General features: G+C 60.0%; 24 protein-coding genes and 1 other RNA gene. 7 read left to right on the forward strand and 18 right to left on the reverse strand.

The window, feature by feature from the left end; all coding sequences use genetic code 11:
• Positions 1-633: acyl-CoA dehydrogenase (locus RTS12_RS13415; protein ID WP_312529359.1), on the forward strand; the 633-nt coding region annotated here is incomplete at its 5' end.
• 80 nt (positions 634-713) lie between these two features.
• Positions 714-1,196 carry an META domain-containing protein gene (locus RTS12_RS13420; protein WP_312529362.1) on the forward strand — a complete coding sequence of 161 codons (483 nt, stop codon included), beginning with the start codon at positions 714-716 and terminating at the stop codon, positions 1,194-1,196.
• 19 nt (positions 1,197-1,215) lie between these two features.
• Here RTS12_RS13420 and recO read toward each other — a convergent pair whose 3' ends face one another.
• From recO to mutM, 8 genes are all read right to left on the reverse strand, one after another.
• Positions 1,216-1,935: a DNA repair protein RecO gene (gene recO, locus RTS12_RS13425; RefSeq protein WP_312529364.1), complete on the reverse strand. Its 720-nt coding sequence runs from the start codon at positions 1,933-1,935 to the stop codon at positions 1,216-1,218.
• 34 nt (positions 1,936-1,969) lie between these two features.
• Positions 1,970-2,401, reverse strand: a complete 432-nt coding sequence (locus tag RTS12_RS13430) for a VOC family protein (protein WP_312529367.1) — start codon at positions 2,399-2,401, stop codon at positions 1,970-1,972.
• Positions 2,398-3,483, reverse strand: coding sequence for a DNA replication/repair protein RecF (recF, locus tag RTS12_RS13435; RefSeq protein WP_312529369.1), 1,086 nt, complete (start codon positions 3,481-3,483; stop codon positions 2,398-2,400). Before recF ends, RTS12_RS13430 begins: the two co-directional genes overlap by 4 nt.
• On the reverse strand, positions 3,480-4,598 hold the full coding sequence (gene dnaN / locus RTS12_RS13440; protein ID WP_312529371.1) for a DNA polymerase III subunit beta: 1,119 nt from the start codon (positions 4,596-4,598) through the stop codon (positions 3,480-3,482). The genes recF and dnaN overlap by 4 nt, the downstream gene beginning before the upstream one ends.
• Before the next feature lie 90 nt (positions 4,599-4,688).
• Entirely contained in the window at positions 4,689-6,050 is a 1,362-nt protein-coding gene (dnaA, locus tag RTS12_RS13445) for a chromosomal replication initiator protein DnaA (protein WP_312529373.1), read from the reverse strand.
• A gap of 529 nt (positions 6,051-6,579) precedes the next feature.
• Positions 6,580-6,849 (reverse strand): 30S ribosomal protein S20, encoded by a 270-nt coding sequence (rpsT, locus tag RTS12_RS13450; RefSeq protein ID WP_312529375.1) that lies wholly within the window; start codon positions 6,847-6,849, stop codon positions 6,580-6,582.
• A 129-nt stretch (positions 6,850-6,978) separates the two neighbouring features.
• The gene (locus RTS12_RS13455) at positions 6,979-7,755 is read right to left on the reverse strand and encodes an enoyl-CoA hydratase (protein WP_312529377.1); all 777 of its coding nucleotides are present in this window, start codon (positions 7,753-7,755) and stop codon (positions 6,979-6,981) included.
• 111 nt (positions 7,756-7,866) lie between these two features.
• Entirely contained in the window at positions 7,867-8,712 is an 846-nt protein-coding gene (gene mutM / locus RTS12_RS13460; RefSeq protein ID WP_312529379.1) for a bifunctional DNA-formamidopyrimidine glycosylase/DNA-(apurinic or apyrimidinic site) lyase, read from the reverse strand.
• A gap of 76 nt (positions 8,713-8,788) precedes the next feature.
• Between mutM and ubiE the strand changes: the two genes are divergently transcribed.
• The 4 genes from ubiE to RTS12_RS13480 all read left to right on the forward strand — a co-directional run bounded on the left by ubiE (position 8,789) and on the right by RTS12_RS13480 (position 13,866).
• Positions 8,789-9,541, forward strand: a complete 753-nt coding sequence (ubiE, locus tag RTS12_RS13465) for a bifunctional demethylmenaquinone methyltransferase/2-methoxy-6-polyprenyl-1,4-benzoquinol methylase UbiE (RefSeq protein ID WP_312529380.1) — start codon at positions 8,789-8,791, stop codon at positions 9,539-9,541.
• A 3-nt stretch (positions 9,542-9,544) separates the two neighbouring features.
• The gene (ubiB, locus tag RTS12_RS13470; protein WP_312529381.1) at positions 9,545-11,080 is read left to right on the forward strand and encodes a 2-polyprenylphenol 6-hydroxylase; all 1,536 of its coding nucleotides are present in this window, start codon (positions 9,545-9,547) and stop codon (positions 11,078-11,080) included.
• A gap of 75 nt (positions 11,081-11,155) precedes the next feature.
• Positions 11,156-11,974: a TIGR00282 family metallophosphoesterase gene (locus tag RTS12_RS13475; RefSeq protein WP_312529382.1), complete on the forward strand. Its 819-nt coding sequence runs from the start codon at positions 11,156-11,158 to the stop codon at positions 11,972-11,974.
• 113 nt (positions 11,975-12,087) lie between these two features.
• Positions 12,088-13,866: an SLC13 family permease gene (locus tag RTS12_RS13480; RefSeq protein WP_312529384.1), complete on the forward strand. Its 1,779-nt coding sequence runs from the start codon at positions 12,088-12,090 to the stop codon at positions 13,864-13,866.
• Positions 13,867-13,945: 79 nt separating this feature from the next.
• Here the strand turns inward: RTS12_RS13480 and RTS12_RS13485 are convergent, their stop codons facing one another.
• The 3 genes from RTS12_RS13485 to RTS12_RS13495 form a co-directional block, all read right to left on the reverse strand.
• On the reverse strand, positions 13,946-14,734 hold the full coding sequence (locus tag RTS12_RS13485) for a lysophospholipid acyltransferase family protein (RefSeq protein ID WP_312529386.1): 789 nt from the start codon (positions 14,732-14,734) through the stop codon (positions 13,946-13,948).
• Between the two features lie 44 nt (positions 14,735-14,778).
• Positions 14,779-15,561, reverse strand: coding sequence for a GNAT family N-acyltransferase (locus RTS12_RS13490; protein ID WP_312529388.1), 783 nt, complete (start codon positions 15,559-15,561; stop codon positions 14,779-14,781).
• A gap of 145 nt (positions 15,562-15,706) precedes the next feature.
• Complete coding sequence (locus RTS12_RS13495; protein WP_312529389.1) at positions 15,707-15,883, reverse strand: DUF3553 domain-containing protein; 177 nt, start codon at positions 15,881-15,883, stop codon at positions 15,707-15,709.
• 58 nt (positions 15,884-15,941) lie between these two features.
• On the opposite strand from RTS12_RS13495, the gene RTS12_RS13500 reads away from it, so the two are divergent.
• On the forward strand, positions 15,942-16,598 hold the full coding sequence (locus tag RTS12_RS13500; RefSeq protein ID WP_312529390.1) for a histidine phosphotransferase family protein: 657 nt from the start codon (positions 15,942-15,944) through the stop codon (positions 16,596-16,598).
• 69 nt (positions 16,599-16,667) lie between these two features.
• Here the strand turns inward: RTS12_RS13500 and RTS12_RS13505 are convergent, their stop codons facing one another.
• The 7 genes from RTS12_RS13505 to RTS12_RS13535 all read right to left on the reverse strand — a co-directional run bounded on the left by RTS12_RS13505 (position 16,668) and on the right by RTS12_RS13535 (position 23,655).
• On the reverse strand, positions 16,668-17,939 hold the full coding sequence (locus RTS12_RS13505; protein ID WP_312529392.1) for a glutamate-5-semialdehyde dehydrogenase: 1,272 nt from the start codon (positions 17,937-17,939) through the stop codon (positions 16,668-16,670).
• Positions 17,940-18,017: 78 nt separating this feature from the next.
• Positions 18,018-18,374, reverse strand: a transfer-messenger RNA (tmRNA) gene (gene ssrA, locus RTS12_RS13510).
• A gap of 112 nt (positions 18,375-18,486) precedes the next feature.
• On the reverse strand, positions 18,487-19,680 hold the full coding sequence (locus RTS12_RS13515; RefSeq protein WP_312529394.1) for an alpha/beta hydrolase: 1,194 nt from the start codon (positions 19,678-19,680) through the stop codon (positions 18,487-18,489).
• A gap of 85 nt (positions 19,681-19,765) precedes the next feature.
• Positions 19,766-20,806, reverse strand: coding sequence for an ABC transporter substrate-binding protein (locus RTS12_RS13520; RefSeq protein ID WP_312529396.1), 1,041 nt, complete (start codon positions 20,804-20,806; stop codon positions 19,766-19,768).
• A 166-nt stretch (positions 20,807-20,972) separates the two neighbouring features.
• Positions 20,973-21,863 carry a polyphosphate kinase 2 gene (ppk2, locus tag RTS12_RS13525; RefSeq protein WP_312529398.1) on the reverse strand — a complete coding sequence of 297 codons (891 nt, stop codon included), beginning with the start codon at positions 21,861-21,863 and terminating at the stop codon, positions 20,973-20,975.
• Between the two features lie 2 nt (positions 21,864-21,865).
• Entirely contained in the window at positions 21,866-22,792 is a 927-nt protein-coding gene (metA, locus tag RTS12_RS13530; RefSeq protein WP_312529400.1) for a homoserine O-succinyltransferase, read from the reverse strand.
• Entirely contained in the window at positions 22,792-23,655 is an 864-nt protein-coding gene (locus RTS12_RS13535) for an ATPase (RefSeq protein ID WP_312529402.1), read from the reverse strand. The genes metA and RTS12_RS13535 overlap by 1 nt, the downstream gene beginning before the upstream one ends.
• Positions 23,656-23,962 lie beyond the last annotated feature (307 nt).

Consider the following 23,962-nt stretch of genomic DNA (forward strand, 5'->3'; position numbering starts at 1 on the left):
CGCGGCCTGTCGATGTTTCTGGCCGAAAAGACACCGGGCACCGATAGCGACCCCTTTCCAACACCGGGCATGAGTGGCGGCGAGATCGAGGTTCTGGGCTATCGCGGCATGAAGGAATACGAGCTGGGTTTTGATGGTTTCAAAATCAAGGCCGACAATCTTTTGGGCGGGGTTGCGGGGCAGGGGTTCAAGCAGCTGATGCAGACCTTTGAAAGCGCACGGATCCAAACCGCCGCACGGGCGATCGGCGTGGCGCAATCGGCCTTAGAGCTGGGAATGACCTATGCTCAGGACCGCAAGCAGTTCGGCAAGGCCTTGATCGATTTTCCGCGTGTGGCGGACAAATTGGTGATGATGGCGGTCGAAATCATGATCGCGCGCCAGTTGACCTATTACGCAGCGTGGCAAAAAGACCACGATCGGCGTTGCGATCTTGAGGCAGGCATGGCCAAGCTTTTGGGGGCTCGGGTGGCCTGGGCTGCGGCGGATAATGCGCTGCAAATCCACGGTGGCAACGGCTTTGCGCTGGAATATGCCATCAGCCGGGTTCTGTGTGACGCGCGCATTTTGAATATTTTCGAGGGCGCGGCAGAAATTCAGGCTCAGGTGATTGCACGCAGATTGCTGGGATAACTGGAGATTTCCGTTATTTCATGGGAACGTGCAACGCGCCCGCGCGTTAGGCGGGAAGTTCAGAGTTAACGGAGCTATAGATGAACCGCATTTTCGCCCTTTCCGCCGCTGTTGCAGCCACGCTTGGCCTTGCGGCTTGTGAACCGACCGGCACGACGGCCGGTGCGCCGGGTGCGGTTCCGACCGGCGATTTCGTTCTGGTCGGCATCGGTGCGGATGCAGTGCCGACGCGCGATGTGCTGCTGACGATTGCGCCTGATGGTTCGATCTCGGGCCGTGGCCCTTGCAACAGCTATACCGGCAAGCAAAATGCCGTGCCGCCGGCCTTCCAGGTCGGCCCGCTGGGTTCGACCCGCATGGCCTGCCCTGCGCATAAAGGTCTTGAGGGTCGCTATTTCCAAGCGCTCGAAAGCGCGACCGGGATCAACTATGAGGGTGGCGTGCTGAAAATCACCGGCCCGACCTATCTGACCTTCGAGCCGGGCCGTCCGGCCAGCATGGTCGAGGCGGGCGCTGCAGCCGTGAACACCACCGCAGCAGCCGTCGACGCCGCGTCGCGCTAATCGCTGCCGTCGCCTCGGGCTAATCGGGGTGCTGTGACAAAAGCCGCGCGATCAACCTGTCCCTTGCGGGGGGCAGCGGTCGCGCGGCATGGCTTTCGGCCAGATGAGCGCGCAGAAAGTGGCCTGTCAGGGCAAAGGCATCCGCCATGCCACCATTGCCCGTGCCGCCCAAAAGCCGGGGCAGGGGCAAAAGACGGTCGATCCAGGGGCCAGCCCCTTCGCGGCTGACGGCGCGGCCGGTGCGCGGGCTGACAAAGGCCAGCCCCTCGCGCGTGCCGGTGACGGCGCAGGCCCCCAGATCAAGCCCAAAGCCCAGCTCGTCCAAGATCAGCAGCTCCCATGCCAAATAGGCATGTGCCCAAGGGATGTCCTGATCCATGCGGTCCAAAAGCGCATCAGTCGCCTCGTGCAAACGAGGGTGGGGGTCATGTTCTGGCAGGGCAAAGGCGATCAACGCCGACACCGCATTCACCCCGTCCAGCGCCAGCGCATTCCCCAGCAGGCCGGGGCGCGCGCGCGATGGTTCGGCAGAGAATGTGCCCAACTGCCCCTCGATCCGGGCGCGCCAGCGCAGCGCCAGCAGGCTGCCCGGCTGGATCATGGCCGCGCGTTTGGCGCTGGCCCCCCCCGGCAAGATCCCCGAGATCAGTCCGATATCGCGTGCAAATGCGGTCAGGATCACGGCATTCTCGCCATGTTTGCGCGTGCGGATGACGGTTGCTTCGCCTGACCATTCCATTGCCGTTCCCTTGCCCTGGACGTTCCGCCTGCATTTAGCTCAGCGTCAATGCGCCTTGCTGATCCAGCGGCCAAAAGGGATTGGTGGCGATTTCCCAGACATGGCCGTCCGGGTCGGAAAAATAGCCCGAATATCCGCCCCAAAAGACCTTTTCGGGACGTTTGAGCAGCGTGGCACCTGCGGCAAGGGCCGCATCAAAGACGGCATCGGTTTCGGCGTCATCGGCGCAGTTCTGGGCCAATGTGATCGCGCCTGTTCCCAATGCGGCATCGGGGCGGCCCTGATCCTTGGCCAGATCGTTCAGGCCGAACAGGGCCAAAGCCGCGCCGTTCATCTGATAAAAGGTCACGCCCTCGGCCGAAGAGGGATGCGCCTGCCAGCCCCATGCCTGATAGAATGCGCGGGCGCGTGCCATGTCGCGGGTGCCTAGGGTAATCAATGTGACGCGCTGACGAGGTAAGCTCATATGCGATCCGTTTCTGTGGCGTGCGAGGTGGCACCCTCGCGGGTGACGGCCCAAAAGCGGGCGCGTGTGCCAAAGGCGTCGAATAGCTCGGGGCCGGTTCCGGTCAGAAAACTTTGCGCAGGAAGGGCCACGATCTCATCATAAAGCGCGGCACGGCGATCTGCGTCCAGATGGGCCGCAACCTCATCCAGCAAAAGCACCGGCGCTTCGGTATGAAGCGCGCGGGCATTGGCCAAGATCAAGGACAAAAGCAGCGCCTTTTGCTCGCCGGTCGAGGATAAGGCCGCAGGCATGTCCTGAGGCCCCCAGAATGCACCAAGATCCGCGCGATGGGGACCGCTAAGGGTTCGCCCCGCCGCCAAATCGCGCCCGCGCGTGGCGGCAAAGCGCGCGGCCATGCGGTCGGCATCTGCATCGTCTGCATGCCCCTCGCCAGCCAGCAGCACCAGACTGGCCGCCGGGAATGCGGTCGTGGCCCCAGATTGGGCCGCGAGGATGCGGCGGATCGCCTCTTGTCGGTTTTGGGTGATCGCAGCGCCCGCCGTGGCCATCTGGCTTTCCAGCGCGCGATACCAGCCCTCATCCGCGATCTGGTCGCGCAGCAGGCGGTTGCGCTCGCGCATGGCCTTGTCAAAGGTCAGCGCGGCCTCGGCATGGTCAGGCTGAAAGCTAAGCGTCACCCGGTCCAGAAAGCGGCGGCGCTGTTCGGGGGCATCGGTCCAAAGCCGGTCCATGGCAGGGGTCAGCCAGATGATGCGCATCAAACGCCCCAATGCGACCTGAGGCGCGGCCTTTTCATCGATCAGAACATCCCGGTTCGCCCCCGGACGGGCGCCGGTTTGCACCTGAAATTCGCCAATGCGCGCGCGAATACGCCAGCCCGCATCAGGGCCCTGACGTGCCTGATCGGCAGGCTGTGCCCCCCGCAGACCACGGCCCGGAGACAGCATTGAAATCGCTTCTAGAATATTGGTTTTTCCCGCGCCATTGGGGCCATAAAAGGCCATGGGCCGCGCGTCGGGGGCAAGCTCAAGCCTGGCCCAGCTTCGAAACTGGGCCAGTCCAAGTTGGCTCAGTGTCACACGCGCATCGGCATGACGACATAGACCGCCGATTCATCGCCGCCTTCGCGGATCAGCGCGGCATCGCCCGAGCCGTTGAACAGAAAGACTGCATTCTCGCGCTCGATCTGGCTGGCGATTTCATGCAGATATTTGGCGTTAAAGCCGATTTCCAGCGGCTCATCGGCATAGGCAACCGATAGCTCTTCGTCGGCTGCACCCGAATCCGGGGCATTGACCGACAGCACCAGCCGATCCTCGTCCAAGGCCAGCTTCACAGCGCGCGAGCGTTCGCTAGAGACGGTGGCGACGCGGTCGACCGCCTTGGCGAAATCGCCAGCATCCACCTCAAGCTTGCGGGTGTTGCCTGATGGAATGACGCGGGTGTAATCGGGGAAGGTGCCGTCGATGACCTTAGAGGTCAGCGTCAGGGTCGCGGTGGCAAAGCGCACTTTGGTCTCGCTGACCGAAACAGCGATCTCGGCCTCGTCATCATCCAACAGCTTGCGCAATTCATTGACGGTCTTGCGCGGCACGATCACGCCCGGCAGCCCAGAGGCACCAGCCGGCAAAGGCGCGTCGATGCGTGCAAGGCGGTGGCCATCGGTCGCGACACAACGCAGCGTCGGACCAGCATCGGTTTGGGCCACATGCATATAGACGCCGTTGAGGTAATACCGGGTTTCTTCATTCGAAATCGCGAATTTCGACTTGTCGAACAGGCGACGCAGCACGGGGGCAGGTGCCTTGAAATTCGCAGGATATTCGCTGGTCGACATCACGGGAAAATCTTCGCGCGGCAATGTCGCAAGGCTAAAGTTCGAGCGCCCTGCCTGAACGGTCAGGCGGCCTGTTTCCGGCTCAAGCGTCAGCACCACCAGCGCACCATCGGGCAGTTTGCGGGCAATGTCATTGAGCATGCTGGCGGAAACGGTGGTGGCACCGGGGCGTTCGACCTGGGCGGGGGCGCGGTCTACGACCTCGGTGTCCAGATCGGTGGCACGAAAGCTGACGCCATCTTCGGTGGTTTCGATCAGCACGTTTGCCAAGATCGGAATGGTATTGCGCCGCTCGACAACAGATTGCGCCTGAGAGACGGCTTTCACTAGAATCGCGCGCTCGATCGAGAATTTCATGGTCAGTTCCCTGTCCGCAGGCCGTTCATGCGGCTCGTTACTGGTTGCGGCAATTTCAATGGAAATGCGGCTGGGGTCAAGCCGCCCGGCTTATGCTTCAAGCAGGCGGCGCAGCATATCCAGATCTTCGGCGATGCTGCGGTCAGATCCGCGCAGCTCTTCGATCTTTTTGACGCCGTGCATGATCGTCGTATGATCGCGCCCACCAAAGCGGCGCCCGATTTCAGGCAGGCTGCGCGAGGTCATCTGTTTGGACAGATACATGGCGATCTGGCGCGGGCGGGCAACAGTGCGCACACGCTTGGGGCCGATCATATCTGACAGGCGAATGTTATAATGTTCAGCCACTTTGCGCTGGATTTCCTCGATCGAGACCTTGCGGTCTGACGAGCGCAGAATGTCGGTCAGGCATTCTTGCGTCATATCCAGGGTGATCTCGCGGCCCATCAGGCTGGCGAAAGCGAAAAGACGCTGCAACGCGCCTTCAAGGACGCGCACGTTCGAGGTGATGCGGTGGGCCAGAAACTCTAGCACGCCCGGCGCCATGACCAGATCCGATTGGGTCATGCGGAATTGTTCGGTCTTGGATTGCAAAATCGACAGGCGCAATTCGTAGTCAGTCGGATGAAGATCGACGATCAGACCACAAGAAAGGCGCGATTTGATCCGCTCTTCCATATCTTTGATCTCGCCGGGGGCGCGGTCCGCCGAAATGACGATCTGCTTGCCCTGATCGACCAGAGCGTTGAACGTATGGAAGAATTCTTCTTGCGTGGAATCCTTGCCGGCGATGAATTGCACGTCATCGACCATCAGCACCGAAACCGTGCGGAACATTTCCTTGAAATCCATGATCGAGCGGTCGCGCAACGCCTGCACGAAACGGTACATGAACTGCTCGGCCGAAAGATAAAGCACGCGCGATTCGGGCTGACGCATCTGAATTTCGCGGGCGATCGCATGCATCAGGTGGGTCTTGCCCAGGCCGACGCCGCCATAAAGAAACAAGGGGTTGAAGGTGACCGGGCCACCTTCTGCCACACGGCGCGCTGCGGCATGGGCCAGCTCGTTGGGCTTGCCGACCACGAAATTGTCAAAGGTAAAGCGGCTGTCCAGGGGGGCGGTCAGCTCATCTTCGCCGCGAATGGCGGCACGCGAGGGATTGGCGCTGCCACGCTGCACGGCAGGGGCGGCCGGGCGCTCGGCCTGCTGTTGGGCGATGACCTCGAAGGCAAGGCGCTGCACCGGGGTGCCGCTATGATCCAGCGCATTCAGGATATCGGCGTTGTAATGGCGCGCGACCCAATCCGACAGAAAGCGCGTCGGGCAGGCAATCAGTGCCGTGCCGTCTTCAATCCGGCTAAGGCGCAGCGGCGCGATCCAGGTTGCGTAGTTGTCAGTTCCGACCACTCGCTCAAGTTCAGCACGTGCCTGCCCCCAGATTCTGTCCATCTTGCCCAAATCCATTCTCTTGGCCCCACCCCACCGGACGTTTCCGAATGGGACGCGAATCGCGCCAGACCAAAGGGGACATCATGGGATACAGGATGCGTAGGCGCCGCCCGTAACTGGGGCGCTTACCGGCCATCCTGTGGCCTAAGATGTTCAGACAGGAAACTGGTCAGACCGATGGCAGCCGGTCCGCCGTGTTTCATAACCAGTTACCGTTGATCCGGCAACTTGGCCTGTCCTGCGCCAGCGGCAGGCTGGCAAATAGGACAATGTCCCCCAGGTACGACGTGAATCGCAAAGTTAAAGCTAGCAACAAGCCCGGTAGCGTCGCAACTTATCTTCACGCTTGACAGTCTATTTGCCCGAACGAATCTAAGCAGAGCGTGACATTTTGCCGACACTTTAAAAAACACGGCAAAAACAATAGGTTACGTTAACTCTTTTCGCGGGGGTGTCAAAAAGGGCACGCTCGAAATGAGCGCACCCTACGATCTTACGATGGCGATCCGGCAAAGCCGGATTTCGTCAATCAGGCTGCTGCGAGAGCCTTGACGCGCGCTGCGAGGCGCGAAATTTTGCGCGAAGCGGTGTTCTTGTGAACAACGCCCTTGGTGACGCCGCGCATCAGTTCGGGTTGAGCGGTCTGAAGAGCAAGACGTGCCGCCTGGGCGTCGCCCGAGGTGATTGCTTCTTCAACCTTGCGCAGGAAGGTCCGGATGCGAGAACGGCGAGCCGTGTTGACGGCAGTGCGGCGCTCGATCTGGCGTGCGCGCTTCTGTGACTGGGGCGTATTGGCCATAAGTGTGCGGTTCCGATTTGGGTTCGGGTGAATCTCTGAAGCCGCGCTTCTAAGCCCGACTCCGTGGCAAGTCAACATCCGGGAGGCCGTTTTTGCCAGCTGGCAGCGGCTAAACCCGAATTTGTCCGCTTATTTATCGCGGAACTGGGGCTGGCGCTTCTCAAGGAAGGCAGCCATCCCCTCTTTCTGGTCCTCGGTTGAGAAAAGACCGGCGAAAGAACGGCGTTCGAAGAGAATCCCTTCGGACAATGTGGTTTCATAGGCGCGATTGACGCATTCTTTGGCCACAGATACCGACAGCATCGACTTTTCGGCAATCTTTTTGGCGGCGGCAAGGGCCTCGGGAATCAGTTTAGAAGCGGGGACGACGCGGCTGACCAAGCCAGCACGTTCGGCCTCGGTGGCATCCATGAAACGCCCCGTCAGGATCATATCCATCGCTTTGGATTTTCCAATGAAACGGGTCAGGCGCTGCGAGCCACCAATACCGGGAATCACCCCCAGATTGATCTCGGGCTGGCCGAATTTTGCGGTTTCGGCGCAGATGATAAAGTCGCAGGCCATTGCCAGCTCGCAGCCGCCGCCCAGGCAATAGCCCGAAACGGCCGCGATGATCGGCTTGCGGGTGCGCAAGATTTTTTCGATCTCGGCGCCAAACAGATCCGAGGACACGACATCGCCATAGGACAGGGTCGACATTTCTTGGATGTCGGCACCTGCCGCAAAGGCCTTTTCGCTGCCCGTCACTACGACGCAGCGAACTTTTTCATTGCGGTCGGCCTCGGCCAACGCGTCGCCCAGCTCGCTCAGCAGCTCTGAATTCAGCGCGTTCAGGGCATCAGGGCGATTAAGCCGGATCAAAGCGATATAATCGTCAATTTCAACAGTCAGGGTCTGGTATGCCATCGGGACATTGCCTTTCCACGTATTGCTCGGCTGGATCAGACCAGCCGCTGGGTGCGGCCTGGCAGGGCCGCGAAAACTGGCGCGACTCCTAACAGGCGCGACCGCATCCCGCTAGTGCTGACAGACCGGGCAGAAAAAGCTAGATCGGCCCGACTGATTGATGCGCATAATCTGACCCGAACAGCCCGGCGTCGGGCAGGGCTCTCCCTCGCGGCCATAGACCCGGAAGGAGTGCTGGAAATAGCCCAGCTCGCCCGATGCCTGACGGTGATCGCGAAGCGACGAGCCGCCAGCCGCGATGGCCTCGGTCAGTACGTCTTTGATATGTCCGGTTAAATCGAGAATGCGAGCCTTGTCGATCTGTCCGGCGGCGCGGCGCGGATCAATGCCCGCCCGCGACAGCGATTCCGAGACATAGATATTGCCAAGCCCCGCAACGATGCGTTGATCCAGTAGGGCGGCTTTGATCGGCGTGGCCCGTCCCGCAAGCGCTTTTGCCAATATCTCGGGCGTGAAGTCATCGGACAAAGGTTCGGGGCCCAGATCCGAAAACAGCGCCTCCTCGGCGCCCGGACGGATCAGATCCACCATACCGAATCGCCGCGCATCGTTGAAGGTGATGGTGGTATTGCGGTCATTTTCCAAAACGACATGGTCATGGCGCGGGTAAATGGCTGGGTCGCGGTGAAAACCTGCGATGCTTTTATCCTCGACCAGCAAGCGTCCCGACATGCCCAGATGCAGCAATAAAGTGCCGCGGTCCTGAAGGTCCGCCAGCAGATATTTCGAGCGCCGGCGCAAGGCGATGACCCTGGCGCCAGTCAGGACCTGCACCAGATCGGGGGGCAGGGGACGGCGCAAATCCGGGCGACGGGCCTCGGCGCGGATGATCTGGCGGCCCTCAAGATGGTCCAGCAGACCCCTGCGAACGGTTTCGACTTCTGGCAGTTCTGGCATTCTTTCCTCATTCGTCGCATGGTGCGGCGCGCAGTTCTGCATTAACTGGGCGCGAAAGCAGCGAACGGCAAGCATGATGAACGAGACAGACCGCAAGGAAACCCATTTCGGATTTCGCACCGTCGCCGAGGATGACAAGGCCGGGCTGGTCCATAGCGTCTTTTCCTCAGTCGCATCGCGTTACGATGTGATGAACGATTTGATGAGCGCGGGCGTCCATCGCCTTTGGAAAACCGCCCTGATGGATTGGCTCGCCCCACGCGACGGCCAAAAGCTTTTGGATGTGGCGGGCGGAACAGGCGATGTGGCATTTCGCTTTTTGCAGCGCGCATCGGGGGCATCGGTCACGGTTTGTGACATGACCGAAAGCATGCTGGTTGAGGGACGCAAGCGCGCCGAGGCCGGAACCTATGCCGATCGCCTGTCCTGGGTGACGGGCGATGCAATGGCTTTGCCTTTTCCCGACAACAGCTTTGACCGCTATACGATCAGCTTTGGCATCCGCAACGTCACCCGTATTCCGGATGCGCTGAAGGAAGCCCATCGCGTGTTGCGCCCGGGCGGGCGTCTTGTCGTGCTGGAGTTCAGCCAGATCCCGGTTCCGGCCTTGCAATGGGCCTATGACCGCTATTCCTTCAATGTGATCCCGGAAATGGGGCGCTTGGTGACCGGGGATCGCGACAGCTATCAGTATCTGGTCGAATCGATCCGCAAATTCCCCGATCAGGAAACCTTCGCGACCATGATCCGCAATGCAGGCTTTGGGCGCGTGCAATGGCGCAATCTGTCGATGGGGATTGCCGCACTTCATAGCGGCTGGAAGCTTTAACCGATGCGGGGACCGCATAATATCTGGCGCCTGATCCGGACAGGCGCGACATTCGAGCGGACAGGCGCGATGAAAGTCGCGCTGGATGCAATGAACGCCCCTGCGGGGCTGCGTCTGGCGGCGCGGCTGCTGGGGTGGCCCTTTGCCTGGTTGGGCTACAAGGGTGACCCCAATCTGCCGCCCCTGACGCGCGCCATCACCGCGCTGGGGCCGGCCTATATCAAATTCGGTCAGATCCTTTCGACGCGGCCCGATGTCGTGGGCATCGAATTGGCCGATCAGCTGCGCATGTTGCAAGACAGCCTGCCGCCTTTCCCGACCGAGAAGGCCGAGCAAACCATTTTGGCCGAGATCGGCCGACCCGTCAGTGAGCTTTATTCCGAATTTTCGGCGCCAGTGGCTGCGGCCTCGATTGCGCAGGTCCATCGTGCGCGTCGCGCAGATAATGGCCGCGAGGTTGCCGTCAAGGTTCTGCGCCCCGGCATCGAGGCCGCCTTTCGCCGCGATATTGATGCCTTTCATTTCGCAGCTGGGGTCATGGAGATCCTTCTGCCCTCCAGTCGGCGCTTGCGTCCGCGCGATGTGATCGGGCATTTCGAATCGGTGGTGAACGGCGAGCTGGATCTTCGGCTAGAAGCCGCCTCGGCATCCGAATTTGCGATGAAAACCTCTAAGGATCCGGGCATCAGCGTTCCGCATCCCGCCTGGAGCATGACCGGGCGTCGGGTCCTGACCAGCGACTGGGCCGAAGGATTGCCAATGGGCGATGTCGCGGCATTGCAGGCTGCGGGGATGGATACGGCGGCCTTGGGGCAGCGGGTCTTGCAGATGTTTCTGACCCATGCCCTGCGCGACGGCTATTTCCACGGCGATATGCATCAGGGCAACCTGAAAGTCGCGGCCAATAGCGATATCATCATCTATGATTTCGGCATCATGGGGGAAATCGACGCCTATACCCGCCGTATTTATGCCGAGATCCTGATGGGCTTTATCCGGCGCGATTACGATATGGTTGCGCGCGTCCATTTCGAGGCAGGCTATGTACCTGCAGATCGTGACCGCAACGAATTCTCGCGTGCCCTGCGCGCTGTGGGCGAGCCGATCTTTGGCGCGGATGCCAGCCAGATCTCGATGGCCAATCTTCTGGCCTATCTTTTTGAGGTGACCGAGCGTTTCGGGATGCAGACCCGGACCGAGCTGATTTTGCTGCAACGCACCATGGTCGTCGTCGAGGGGGTGGCACGCTCGCTGGACCCTCAGATCAACATCTGGCAGGTCGCGCGCCCCGTGGTCGAGGGCTATATCAAGGACAATCTGGGACCACGCGCGATGCTGCGCGACGGCTTGCGTGTGGTGCAGGCTTTGGGCCGATTTGGTCCCTTGGTTCCCGAGATGGTCGAAAACCGTCTGGGCGCATTCCTGCGCGCCACCCCGGCCGAGCCTGCGCCGAAACCGTGGCAGGGCCGGGTTGCTTTGCTGTTTTGTGGGGCGGGGATCGCCTTGGCGGGGCTGGGCATCGGCGTGTGGATCGGGTGACAACAATCCACGCCCCAGCCCCTTGATGCATCGAGGGGCTTGAGCGGCTTTCGCCTTTGACATAGGGCTGTCGGAATGAAAATTCTCTATCTAGGCGACGTGGTCGGACGTTCTGGACGTCATGCCATTATCGAGAAGTTGGCGGCGCTGAAGCAAGAGCTTCGGGCAGACTTCACTATTGTCAACGGCGAGAACGCCAGCGGCGGGATGGGACTGACCGGCGGGCATGCCAAGCTGCTGCTAGAGGCTGGCGCTGATTGCATCACGCTTGGGGATCACGCTTTCGATCAAAAGGACATGCTGTCCTTTATCGAATCCGAGCCGCGCATTATTCGTCCATTGAACTTTGCCCGCGAGGCACCGGGACGCGGGGCGCGGGTCTTTGAGGCGACACAGGGCCGCAAGGTGCTGGTCACGCAGGTTTTGGGGCAGGTCTTTATGAAGCGGCCCTTTGATGATCCGTTCTCGGCGCTTGATACCGTGCTGCGCGCGCATCCGCCCGGCGGGATGGTGCAGGCCGCTGTGGTGGATATTCACGCCGAAGCAACCAGCGAAAAAATGGCCATCGGCCATTATTGCGACGGGCGCGCCAGCCTTGTTGTCGGCACCCACACCCATGTTCCGACGGCAGATGCCCAGGTTTTGCCGCGCGGGACGGGCTATCTAAGCGATGCAGGCATGTGCGGCGATTACGACAGCGTCATCGGCATGGATAAAGCCGAACCGATGCGCCGCTTTTTGACCGGCATGACCCGAGAGCGCTTTACCCCCGCCGAAGGCGAGGCCACGCTTTGCGGGGTTCTGGTGACAACCAATGACCGCACCGGCATGGCGACATCGATCGAGGCGGTCCGACGCGGTGGACGTCTATCGCAATCCCCCGCCCCTAAATAATCCTGCATGATCTTCGGCTTTGTCCCGAAAGGGGCAAGGCCCCTTTTTCCTAAGCTTTTATATAGATTTAAGAAGCAGCCCCCGAATGGGGGAATTTATCAGGGACAGAAAGCATGTTCGGATTCGAACTGACTGGAATGGCGGGAACCATCGCCGCATTGGTGATTATCGCCATCACCTTCGTTCTTTTTGTCCTTGAAAAGCACCCACCAGAGGTCGTGGCCCTGGCCTCGGCCGCGGTCATGCTGGTCTTGGGGCTTGTGCCGCTGGATAGTGCGGTCGGGGTGTTGTCGAACTCGGCCCCCTGGACCATCGCCTTCATGTTTTTGATCATGGGCGGGCTGGTGCGAACCGGCGCGCTTGAGATGATGACCGAGCTGGTCTCGACACATGCCTCGGACAAGCCGATCCTGACGATTTGCGCGCTGTTTGGCTTTGTCATTATCGCATCATCGGTGATGAACAACACGCCCGTGGTGGCCGTGATGATCCCGATCATGATTCAGGTGGGCGTCAAAGCCAATATCGCCCCATCCAAGCTATTGATGCCGCTAAGTTATTTTACGCTGATGGGCGGGATGATCTCGTTGATCGGGACCTCGACCAACCTGCTTGTCGATGGCGTGGTGCAAAAGCAGGGGATGGAGCCCTTTGGCATTTTTGACATCGCCCCCGTGGGCATTGCCGTCACCTTGGCGGGCATTGCCTATTTCGCGCTGATCGGGCGCAAGCTTTTGCCCGAGCGCAGCTCGCTGGCCGGCTTTCTGGGTTCGCGTCGCGAGATGAAATATTTCACCGAAGTGGCAATCCCCGAGGGGAGCAGCCTGATCGGTGCCGAAGTCCTGACCGCCCCCCTGTTCAAGCGCGAGGCCGTGCGGGTGATCGACGTGCTGCGCGGGGATGCTTCGCTGCGCCGTGACATGAACGGGGTCGAACTGCAGGCCGGTGACCGCGTGGTCTTGCGCACCGAAATGGCTGATCTGCTAGAGATGCAGGGCAGCAAGGATTTGCGGCTGGTCGATAAGCTGAGCTCGGTTGCGACATCGACGGTCGAGGTGCTGATCTCGCCCGGGGCACGTTTGATCGGGCGGCGCTTGGGCGATATGCGCCTGCGTCGCCGCTATGGTGTCTATGTCTTGGCGGCACATCGGCGCAGCCAGAATATCGGGCGTCAGCTTGATGATCTGGTGGTGCGTGTGGGCGATACGCTGTTGCTGGAGGGCACCCCCGAGGACATCGCCCGTCTGGCCTCGGATATGGATCTGGTTGACGTCTCGCGCCCCTCGGCTCGGCCCTATCGCCGTGATCGCGCGCCGATTGCCATTCTGGCTTTGGTCGCGGTCGTCGTGCTGGCCGCGCTTGAGGTGGCACCCATCATGGCGCTGGCCTTTGTCGCCTCGGCCGTCTTGCTGATCACGCGCTGTGTGGATGCAGACGAGGCCTTTGGCTTTGTCGATGCCCGTCTTTTGGCGATGATTTTCGCCATGCTGACCATCGGCGAAGCGCTGGAACATACCGGCACGGTCAAGGCGATTGTCGACGGCGTTGCGCCCTATCTGGCAGGAATGCCGCCCTTTATGACGCTGGTTTGCGTCTATTTTCTGGGCCTGGCCATGACCGAGATCCTGTCCAATAACGCGGTTGCAGTGATTTTGACGCCGATCGCCATCGCATTGGCGCAGCAATTGGGGCATGACCCGCGCGCCTATGTGGTGGCGGTGATGTTTTCGGCCTCGGTCGCCTTTGCCACGCCGATTGGCTATCAAACTCATATGATGGTCTATGGGCCCGGCGGCTATCGCTTTAGCGATTTCGTCAGGGTCGGCTTGCCCTTGGATCTGGTGACGGGCATTGCTGCCTGTCTGGTCATCCCGCTGATCTGGCCGCTGTAAGCCCGTCGCAGCAAGGCAAAATGGCGCAGGTTTCCCTGCGCCATTGCCTTTCTGCCTATAGTCCCGACGGGCGTCAGGCCTAAACGTGAAAGCCCTGATGAATGGCGGTTTCGGCCGCCGCCGATAGCGTCTTGCGCGTCTGTCCCGCGACCGGGATCGGAGGGTGCAGGATCACGGTGACATGGCCCTGACGGGGTTGGGCAAGAACCGCCAGCAGATGCGGGCCAAGATCCATCTTTCCCCACCAGCCATAAAAGCGCGGATCACGCCCCTTTGGCGCATGATAGCAGGCTGTGACCGGCTGAATGGCCAAGCCCTCGGGCAGTGCTGGGTCAAGAAAACCCTGAAACAGGGTCGGCTTGAAGGGCAGGATGCGGCGCCCGTCACTGCTGGTCCCTTCGGGGAAAAACAACAGCCTGTGGCCCGCCCGCGTGCGCTCGGCAAATTCCTCGGCCTGTTGGCGCGCCAGCTTGGGGTCGCGGGTAACGAAGTGAGTATCGGTCACACGGGTCAGGATATTGATGCCAGGCCAGGTGGCAACTTCGGCCTTTGAGACGAAAAACACAGGCATCGCGGCGTTAAAGACAAAGATGTCAAGCCAGCTGGAATGGTTCGCGACCACCGCACCTGCGCCCTTCAGCGGCGTGCCAATGCGTTTGCAGTGCAGGCCGATGATCCACAGACACATCTTGCACACAAGCTGCACCCAGGGGCCGGTGATTGGGCGACGCGGCCCCGAGAACAGCTTTTCGATCAGCCGCATCGGCAAGATCAGCGCCACCCCCAGCAACAGCACCACCGCAATCGCTGTGCCACGCAGCACAATCAGCAGCCAGCCCAAGGCCGTGGGGCGCGGTGGCGTGGGCATGTCGTCATCGCCTTGCCATGTTGCAAGGCTAGGAGGGGTATCGGTCATGGCTTGGCCGAGCGTCCGTCATAAAAGCGGCGATGCTTGGCCGACATGGCCTCGGTGTCGACGACCAGCATCACATCGGTGGTGTTGAATTCGTGGTCCAGATAGGCGCCATGTCCGACGGTGCCGCCAATGCGCAGATAGGCCTTCAACAGGGGCGGCAGCGCCAGCATGGCGGCGCGTTGATCCATATCCTCGGCGGCCAACAGATCCATGCTTTGAAAGCCTGCGGGCAAAGCCTCGGGGCGCAGGTTTTCAGGGGCCAGATGATGGGCATTCAACCAGCTGAGGGGCTGGGCCAGCGCCTGGGGGTCTGTGCCATGAAACGAGGCGACGCCGAATAGCAGCTCGATCCCATTGCTCAGCACATATTCCGCCAGAGCGTTCCACATCAAAAACATCCCCGAGCCGCCACGATAGGCCGGATCGACGCAGGATCGGCCCAGCTCAAGCAGGGGGCGGCCGGATTGGCGCAGCTTTGTCAGGTCATATTCGCCATCACAGTAAAAGCGACCAAAGGCCTGGGCACGCGCGCCCGGCAACAGGCGATAGACGCCGACCACATGTTCCAGATCTGCCTCGGATCGACGGCGATCGATTAAGACCAGATGGTCGACGACCGGGTCGAATTCGTCGCGCTCCAACCGTGCCTCGTGGTCGACCATAGCACCATCGGCGCCCAGTTCTTCGACAAAGACACGATAGCGCAGACGTTGCGCCCCCAGCAGATCGCTTTCGCTGACCGCCAGACGGGTTTCGAAATATGAAGTGTCAGGGGTCATCTATTTCCGTAGCCAACCAATGCGAGTCGCAAGCTAAGTGTCGTATTCTGTTGCATTTTCAACCTTAGCCCTATCCCCGCGTTGATTTTATTAACATTGTGATTGACTAACGTTAGGGTTGTATTAACTCTAATCGTATGTGCTGTTATGAGTTTGCCGAAACAAGGATCAACTGGACTCGTTGTCCTTCTATCAGCTTTTTCCCAACATTTTCAAAGTTGACGGTAATGCGATCTCCGATCCGTGATTGTACCTGTCCCAGCCCCCAGTCCGGCGCCTGAGGGTGGCGCACTAACATGCCCGGCTCAAGGATCTCGTTCATCATTTTCCCGATCGCATTTCCACTGACTTAGACTTAGAAGCAAAAGGAGAGCGAAACAATGATAGCCAGGAGCGTCAGAGAGCAATCGGATGCCGAGCTTCCTGAACGACTTGCAGCCCTGGTCGGTTCACGTCTTTGTCACGATTTGATTTCCCCCCTCGGAGCCATTGGAAACGGTGTTGAGCTGCTGCAGCTCTCGGGCGAGTTTCCAGGCATTCAGCGCAGCTCTGAGGTGCAGTTGATTTCCGATAGCGTGTCTTCAGCGCGCGATCGCATCACGCTGTTCCGCATGGCGTTTGGCCATACCGTTGCGGATCAGCGAATCAGCTGCAATGAATTGGGAACTCATCTGAAAAGCTTCGACCGCAATGGCCGCTTAAGGATTCGTTTCGAAGCAACGGGGGATATGCCCCGCACAGAGGGTCGGATGATCCTATTGGCACTTATGTGCTTTGAGACCGCCATGCCCTGGGGTGGGCGGGTGTTGATTTGCCGCGGTCCGACCGGATGGCGCCTGCTGGCCGAGGCCGCGCGCGTCAAAGTCGATGACGCGCTATGGGCATGGCTTTCGGACACAGGTGAAGACGAGGGCAAACAGCGCCCCGAACTGACCGCATCCGAGGTGCATTTCGGCCTGCTCGGTCTTTTTGCCCGACAGTCGATCCGGCCCATTCAATGGGAAATCGACGATAACGGTGGTGAAATCTCGTTCTAATCCCAAAATGACAACCGCCGCGATTTTGTCGCGACGGTTGAAACTGCCCTGAATAGAAGCAGGTAGATCTTAGGCGCGGATCGCACCATCCGCCGTGACCAGATATTTGAAGCTGGTCAGCTGCTCGGCGCCTACCGGGCCACGCGCATGCATCTTTCCGGTCGCAATTCCGATTTCGGCGCCCATGCCGAACTCTCCGCCATCGGCGAATTGCGTCGAGGCATTTCGCATCAAAATCGCGCTGTCGAGGCGCTTGAAGAAGCGATCGGCGGTTGCGTCATTCTCGGTCAGGATCGATTCCGTATGGCCCGAGCTATAGCGGCGGATGTGCTCGATCGCGCCATCGACACCATCGACCAGCTTTGCTGCGATGATCATATCCAGAAATTCCTTGCCGAAATCTGCGGGCTGGGCAGGGGTGGTGCCTGGGACTTTGGCCAGCTCGCCCTCGGCACGGACCTCGACGCCAGCGGCGAGAAGGTCTGTGATCAAGACATCCCCGTGCTTGGCCAGAAATGCCCTGTCGATCAGCAAACATTCAGCCGAGCCGCATACGCCGGTCCGACGGGTCTTGGCGTTCAAAAGCACGCGCCGCGCCTTGTCCAGATCGGCGTCGCCATCGGCATAGACGTGGCAGATGCCCTCAAGATGGGCAAAGACAGGAATGCGCGCTTCGGCCTGAACCCGGCTGACCAGGCCCTTGCCGCCACGCGGAACGATCACATCGATCAGCCCCTGAGCGCGCAGCATCGCCCCGACGGCCTGACGATCGCGCGTCGGGATCATCTGGACCGCAGCTTCGGGCAGGCCGGCCTGACGCAGCCCTTGGGCAAAGCAGGCATGGATCGCCATCGACGAATTGATGCTTTCCGATCCGCCGCGCAAAATGACCGCATTGCCTGATTTCAACGCCAAGGCGGCGGCATCGGCGGTGACATTGGGCCGGCTTTCATAGATGACGCCGATCACGCCAAGCGGGGTGGCGACGCGCTGGATATGCAACCCGTTCGGGCGGTCCCATTCGGCCAGCAACCGACCGACGGGGTCGGGCTGTTCGGCCACGGCGCGCAGGCCGTCGGCCATGGCGCGAATACGGGATGGGTCCAGAACCAGACGGTCGATCATGGCTGGCGAAAGGCCTTTTTCCTCGGCAAAGACAAGGTCTTCGGCGTTGGCATCCATAATCGCGCCTTCAGCGGCGATCAGTGCATGGGCCGCGCCAACCAGCGCGGCGTATTTACGCTCGGCGGTGGTCTCGGCCAAGGTCATCGCCGCCTCACGCGCTTCTTGCCCCAAACGGGCAATCAGGGCATCGGCATCGGTCTGGGTCAGATCATTCATCTTCCTGCTCTCCTGCATGGGGCAGAAATAGGCGGCTGACCGACCAAAAGCCAGAGCTAGTACAGCAATAGGGGGGAAGGTGCAGGATTCTGTTGCCAGGCTCCTGCGGGCCCCGCCTTACACGGCTAAGCGTAAGGACTTAAGTTTCGGTAACTCGAACTGCTTACGCAGCCAGAGCGACCGGAGCACGGTTGTCGTTGGCAACTGTACAATTTGCACCGATATCGGTGGTAGCTCACCGGGACAAAGCAATACATCTTTAGACGTTCGTCGATCCTATTTCGACCCCATTTGCCCCCAACGAAGGATGCTTTGGTGGAGTCGCCGGGTACCGCCCCCGGGTCCGATCCGCTTATTACATGCGCGTTTATGTCCATAGTCCGAGCAAGCCCGAACAGGTTGAATATAGGGCGCGATCTTGCGGGCTGCAAGGCTTGGCGGGAAATCTGGCCAGGTGTTTATGCGCTTGGCTAATGGCGCAGCCAATGGGCAGGACAGACAGTGAAGCTTGCCGCGCGCCAGCTTGCTGTCGGCCGCGCAAAAGGCGCTATTTTGTCGGGGTAGGTTTCAGATGCAGCGCCAGAAAAGCCAACATGCGGTCCAGAGCACTTTGGGTTGCGATCTGGGTTGCAAAGGCATCCTTGCCCACAAAATTATGCCCAACGCCCTCGATGATCATGACGTCATGAGGGATGCCCTCGGCGGCCAAAGCGCCCGAGAATTCCAAGGTCTGGGTCGAGGGCACGATCTTGTCGTCGCTGCCCGAGATCAAAAGCATCGGCGGAGCCTCTTTGGTCAGCGTCTGGATGGCGCTGGCCGAGGCGATCTTGTTTTGCGCGCAACCTTCGCCCATGCAGCCCAAAAGTCTCCACTCGGGCGCGGTCGGCACTTCACGTGACATGGCCCCAGCCAGGCGGGCCTGCTCGGTCAGCGTGCTCAGGTCATAGGTGCCGTACCAGGCCACGGCGGCTTGAACGCAGTCGTCATTGTCAACGCGCCCATCGGGCGAGGTCACAGGGGCCGCGGGGGGCAGGTTGGGCAAAAGCTGATTGTCGGGTTGCAGCTCGGTCAGGCCACAGGTGGTTGCGGCCGTGGCCGAAAGCTGCGCCCCAGCCGAGACGCCCCAAGTCGCAAAGCGCTGCGGATCTATGCCGTAATCACGCGCGCTGGATCGCAAAAAGCGGATCGCGGCCTTGATGTCTTGCCCTTGCGCAGGCCATTTCGCCTCGCCGTTGAGGCGGTAGTTGACCGAAGTAACGACATAGCCCGTGGCGGCAATATCGGCCAGCAGGCGCGGAAAATCCGCGATGGGGGCACTGCTTTGCGCGCTGCCCGCGCTCCAACCGCCGCCGTGGATGAACATCAGCATCGGAAAGCCCGAGGCAGGCTTGGGCAAGGATGGGGGCGGGGTATAGATATCCATTGTCAAAGGGCGAAACCCTGCTGGCGACCAATAGGTGACATTGGGATGCAGCAGGCTGCCACTGGCAAAGGGAATGGCAATCGTCGGATAGCCGGATGCGTCGATATTGGGCGCCTTCGGCCCCCCAAGCCCTGTCGCCCCTATGACCACGATCGGCCCGCTTGCCGTTGGGTCCAGCTTGCTATGCGCCAGTAGATCCGAACCAGCCTCGGGGGTTTGCGCCCAAAGGGGGGAAGGATGCACCAGGCCCAGGGCCACGAGCATGGTCACTGCCGCCAGTGGCGTCAGAGGCAGGGTTTGAATGGGGCGCGCGTCCATAATCGCTGGGGTCTTTACAGGAAAAAGGCCCGCCCCGCCCGATCAAATCGGAAAAGCGCGGGGCCGGGCCATGGGTTCGGGCCGATCAGAAACCGGCTTTGATCTTTTCGAATTCAGCAAGCTGACGCTCGCGCTGTTCCGGAGAGTTGGGCGTCTGCGACAGGATCGGGGCATCGATATCGGACAGCCCCTCTTTCACGGCGGGCTCATCCTTGATCGTTTCCATGGCGACATCCGAGGTATGGCCATATCCGATCGTGTCCAAAAGCGCCTTGGCCGAGCGCGGCTCTAGCCAGGCGTTGATGAAGTCATAGGCTTTGTCCTCTTTGCCCGGACCGTTTTTCAGGTTCACATAGCCACAAAAGAACGTCGAGGACCCCTCGGTCGCGGCGCGCTGGAAGCCGACCGGATACCCTTCGGCTTGCAGCAGCGACAGCACGTCGTTCCACGACCACGCCACATCCACCGCACCCGAGGCCATCAACTGTGCCTCTTCCGAAGGATCGGCCCAATAGGCCGCGACGTTTTTATGGGCCTCGCGCAGCCAGTCAGCGGCTTTTTGGAACTGCTCGTCGGTGACGTCTTCCCAGTTGGTCGTGCCGGTCGCAAGATAGGCCAAGGCCCAGACATCATCCGAGCTGTCGGGCAGCGACGTCCGGCCCTGGTATTTCGGATTAACGAAAATCTGCAGGGTCGAGACATCCTCGGCAGGGACGGTGTCCTTGTTATAGGCAACCGCCGCCGCGCCCCAATCCACCGGAATATACCAGACGCCTTCGTCATCCTTGAACACTTTGGAATCAAGGAACTTGGCATCAATGGTGTCGAACGCCGGGATCTTCGACGTGTCCCAAGGCTCGATCAGCCCGGCGTCACGGTATTTCGAGACCATCTGGCTGCAGGGATGCGCGACATCTGCCTTGAAGCCCGAGGCCAGCTTTTGGAACGCCTCATCATCATCGCCGTAAAAGGCATAGGTCGGTGATTGGCCATTTTTGTCGATATAACCCTGAAAAATCGAGGGTTCCTCAAAACCGGCCCAATCAAAAACAGTCAGCTCGGGATCAGCGGCATAGGCCGGTACCGACAAGGCAAGCAAGAGGGCAGTGGATCGGAAAAAGGTCATAGCCGGGCCTTTCAGGGTGAAGCGCTTTCAGGGGGGGACGCTAAACGCGCAATGCGTACCTCGCAAGCCGCTTTGCTGATCGGCGATGCGAGCCGTGGGACAAAGGCATCAATTCCTTGTCAAAAACGGCTTTGACAGTGATTTTGCCGTGTAAAGCTGAGCAGGCTTAGCCGTGAAGCATCTCGGGGCCGCCACAGATACGCGTATCGGGCGCGCCGATCACATTCAGATCCCTGCCAGCAAAATCCACCGCATGCAGGACGGATTGGATGGCGGCGATCCTGGCGCGGCGCTTGTCATCCGAGCGGATCACGGTCCAGGGCGCAAAGCTGGTATGGCTGCGCGTCAGCGTGTCACGGATCGCATGGGTGTAATCATCCCATTTCGCTAAACCTTGCACATCCATCTGGCTGAGTTTCCACTGTTTGAGCGGATCGCTTTCGCGTTGCAAGAAGCGGCGAAGCTGTTCGGCGCGCCCGACATCCAGCCAGATCTTGACCAGAATAATGCCGTCATCCACCAGCATTCCCTCGTATGGGGGAAGCTGGCGAAAAAAGGACTGACGTTGCGGATCCGATGAAAAGCCAAAGACGCGCTCGATAATGCCGCGGTTGTACCAGCTGCGGTCGAAAAGCGCGATCTCGCCCGCACCGGGCAGCCAATCCGTATAGCGCTGGAAATACCATTGACCCGCCTCACGCTCGGAGGGTTTGGGCAGGGCCACGATAAAGGCCGAACGCGGGTTCAGGTTTTCGCGTAGACGTTCGATCGTGCCGCCCTTGCCGGCGGCATCGCGCCCCTCAAACAGCACGATCAGACGTTTTCCCGTCGCGATGATGTCATACATCATCTGAACCAGCTGGACCTGAAGCGCGGCCATTACCGCGTCATAATCCTTGGCCTTCATCTCGTCGGGATAGGGATAGGACGGGTCAAGGATGGCCTTTTGATCTGCGCTGCGGATCAGCTTTCGCATCTCTTTGGGCGCATCCTTTTCCAGAAAATGCGTGATCTCGCCCACGAAGGGCAGCTCTGGCAGTTTCTTGTCCTTGGCCATATTTAGCCTTTCCCGATTTGATCCATATCGAAATGCGTGGTCTGATAGATCTCGTTGATCCAATTGCCGTAAAGCAGGTGGGCATGGCTGCGCCAACGGTTCGACGGCGTTCGGCTTGGGTCATTCTCGGGATAGTAATTCGCGGGAACCTCGATTGGTTTCCCTGACGCGACGTCGCGGTCGTATTCGTCTTTCAACGTCGTGCTGTCATATTCAAAATGGTTGAACACATAAAGCGCGCGATGGCCGGTATCCTCGACCAGACAGGGGCCGGTCTGCTGCGAGGCGATCAATGTGGTCAGCCCGTCGATCTTGTCGATGTCGGATTGGCGCACCTCGGTCCAGCGGCTGACCGGAACCAGCACATCATCCGAAAACCCACGCAGATAATGGCTGGCCGGGGCAAGGTTCTCATGGCGGAAGCAGCCAAAGGCCTTTTCCGTCAGCATGTGCTTTTTCAGGCCGTTGAAATACCAGGCCATCGCCATGCCGCCCCAGCAGACGCCAAAGGTCGAATGAACATGGCTTTGGGTCCAGTCAAACACCCGCGTCAACTCTTCCCAATAGGTCACATCTTCGAATTCCAGATGTTCGATCGGGGCGCCAGTGATGATCAGGCCATCAAATTTCAGCCCCGACTGCTCAACCTCTGAAAAGGGGCGGTAAAAGGCCGCCATATGGTCGGCTGCGGTGTTCTTCGTCTCGTGATTGGTCATGCGGATCAGATGCAGATCGATTTGCAGCGGCGTCGCCCCGATCAGGCGCGCGAACTGATTTTCGGTCTGGATCTTCTTCGGCATCAGGTTCAGCAGGCCGATCCGCAGCGGCCGGATATCCTGCATCGCGGCCCGCCCCGGCGACATGACCATAACGCCCTCATCCGACAGGATGCGGTAGGCGGGTAGGTCTTCATGGAGCGTAATCGGCATCAGTTTTCCTTTCGGTCGATGGCCCGAGCAATCAGCAGGTTCAGATCCTCGGGTGTACGGATATCGGCGACTTCTTCGGCCAGCAGTGTGACACCACGCTGGGCCATGGCGGCGTAGCGCGGCTGGCGATGGGCCAGGGCGCGCGCATAGGTCCAGCGGATGAAGTCATCAGGATTGACCTCATCGCCGGTCAGTCCCTTTTCGATTCGGTAATCAGTCCAGGCGCGGTCCAGGAACTGAGGCTGGTAATACATCGGCTTGGGTGCGCGGTCGAAACGGCGCACCAGTTCCGCGGTATGGCTGTCCGAGCCCTTGATCCAGACCAGCAGCAAATCGCTTTCCAGCGCATTCAGCACCCGGTCATCAGGGTCAAGCGGGTCGACCACCTCGCAGATCGAGCCCCCCGAATCGCAGACGAAATTCTGTAGGTTATAGATGTCGCGCGCGCGCTGGATGAAATGGTTCGTGTCCAGAAGTGCGGCGATCTCGGCGCTGCGATGCTGATTTTGGCGCCGCATATATTCGTCAAAGGGCAGGCCGCCCTTGGTCTGGCTGCCGGGCTTGCCCAAGTAGGTTGATAGGGGCGCAAGGTTCTCGAAGGCGATATTCGAGCCAATATAGACCGAATCCGACATCAGCAGTTCGCGCAGGAACGGAACCTTCATCGCCTCGCGCTTGAAGTTATCCGCGATCAACTCGCCCATATAGCGGGTGCCGATGCGGTAATCGATCGAATAGTGAAACCATTCCCCCGAGCTGCGCAGCATCGTGGCGAGATAGGTCTTGCCGAGGCCGGACATGCCAAAAAAGAGCACCCGCTTTTGCGTGGCTCCCAGCCAGTCCTTGCCATTACGGTAGATCATGAATTCCCCCTCGTCAGAGCCCAGTGGATACGTAATCGCCCAAGGTCCAAGAAGGAAGGGGGCAGAGGTCCAAGAGGGGGCTGGGGGTGGTCATGGCCCGGCCAGGCGCCAAAAAAGGGGCGAATCTAAGGCAAAACAGACATATACCGATTGCAAACTGCTAAAACCGTGCCGCCTGCTTGTCAAACCATCCTGAGGTTATCGGGCGAAATTGAAAATCACTTGTAGCACGGCGGCAACTTTCGCGTTATGCTTAATCCTAGACCCGGAAAACGGGCATAATTGAGGCAGTGACGGCGGTACCTTC

The organism is Paracoccus sp. (in: a-proteobacteria) (assembly GCF_032007265.1).
Classification (GTDB): Bacteria; Pseudomonadota; Alphaproteobacteria; order Rhodobacterales; family Rhodobacteraceae; genus Paracoccus.

Excerpts from the sequence above, each read along its gene's own strand:
- mutM (WP_312529379.1), bottom strand. The coding sequence starts at position 8,712 with ATGCCAGAACTGCCAGAAGTCGAAACCGTTCGCAGGGGTCTGCTGGAC.
- RTS12_RS13480 (WP_312529384.1), top strand. The coding sequence starts at position 12,088 with ATGTTCGGATTCGAACTGACTGGAATGGCGGGAACCATCGCCGCATTG.
- recO (WP_312529364.1), bottom strand. The coding sequence starts at position 1,935 with ATGGAATGGTCAGGCGAAGCAACCGTCATCCGCACGCGCAAACATGGC.
- RTS12_RS13475 (WP_312529382.1), top strand. The coding sequence starts at position 11,156 with ATGAAAATTCTCTATCTAGGCGACGTGGTCGGACGTTCTGGACGTCAT.
- ubiE (WP_312529380.1), top strand. The coding sequence starts at position 8,789 with ATGAACGAGACAGACCGCAAGGAAACCCATTTCGGATTTCGCACCGTC.
- ubiB (WP_312529381.1), top strand. The coding sequence starts at position 9,545 with ATGCGGGGACCGCATAATATCTGGCGCCTGATCCGGACAGGCGCGACA.
- RTS12_RS13535 (WP_312529402.1), bottom strand. The coding sequence starts at position 23,655 with ATGATCTACCGTAATGGCAAGGACTGGCTGGGAGCCACGCAAAAGCGG.
- RTS12_RS13430 (WP_312529367.1), bottom strand. The coding sequence starts at position 2,401 with ATGAGCTTACCTCGTCAGCGCGTCACATTGATTACCCTAGGCACCCGC.
- RTS12_RS13455 (WP_312529377.1), bottom strand. The coding sequence starts at position 7,755 with ATGGCATACCAGACCCTGACTGTTGAAATTGACGATTATATCGCTTTG.
- RTS12_RS13495 (WP_312529389.1), bottom strand. The coding sequence starts at position 15,883 with ATGAACGAGATCCTTGAGCCGGGCATGTTAGTGCGCCACCCTCAGGCG.
- dnaN (WP_312529371.1), bottom strand. The coding sequence starts at position 4,598 with ATGAAATTCTCGATCGAGCGCGCGATTCTAGTGAAAGCCGTCTCTCAG.
- RTS12_RS13490 (WP_312529388.1), bottom strand. The coding sequence starts at position 15,561 with ATGACCCCTGACACTTCATATTTCGAAACCCGTCTGGCGGTCAGCGAA.
- RTS12_RS13505 (WP_312529392.1), bottom strand. The coding sequence starts at position 17,939 with ATGAATGATCTGACCCAGACCGATGCCGATGCCCTGATTGCCCGTTTG.
- dnaA (WP_312529373.1), bottom strand. The coding sequence starts at position 6,050 with ATGGACAGAATCTGGGGGCAGGCACGTGCTGAACTTGAGCGAGTGGTC.
- rpsT (WP_312529375.1), bottom strand. The coding sequence starts at position 6,849 with ATGGCCAATACGCCCCAGTCACAGAAGCGCGCACGCCAGATCGAGCGC.
- RTS12_RS13420 (WP_312529362.1), top strand. The coding sequence starts at position 714 with ATGAACCGCATTTTCGCCCTTTCCGCCGCTGTTGCAGCCACGCTTGGC.
- ppk2 (WP_312529398.1), bottom strand. The coding sequence starts at position 21,863 with ATGGCCAAGGACAAGAAACTGCCAGAGCTGCCCTTCGTGGGCGAGATC.
- RTS12_RS13500 (WP_312529390.1), top strand. The coding sequence starts at position 15,942 with ATGATAGCCAGGAGCGTCAGAGAGCAATCGGATGCCGAGCTTCCTGAA.
- RTS12_RS13515 (WP_312529394.1), bottom strand. The coding sequence starts at position 19,680 with ATGGACGCGCGCCCCATTCAAACCCTGCCTCTGACGCCACTGGCGGCA.
- RTS12_RS13485 (WP_312529386.1), bottom strand. The coding sequence starts at position 14,734 with ATGCCCACGCCACCGCGCCCCACGGCCTTGGGCTGGCTGCTGATTGTG.
- RTS12_RS13520 (WP_312529396.1), bottom strand. The coding sequence starts at position 20,806 with ATGACCTTTTTCCGATCCACTGCCCTCTTGCTTGCCTTGTCGGTACCG.
- metA (WP_312529400.1), bottom strand. The coding sequence starts at position 22,792 with ATGCCGATTACGCTCCATGAAGACCTACCCGCCTACCGCATCCTGTCG.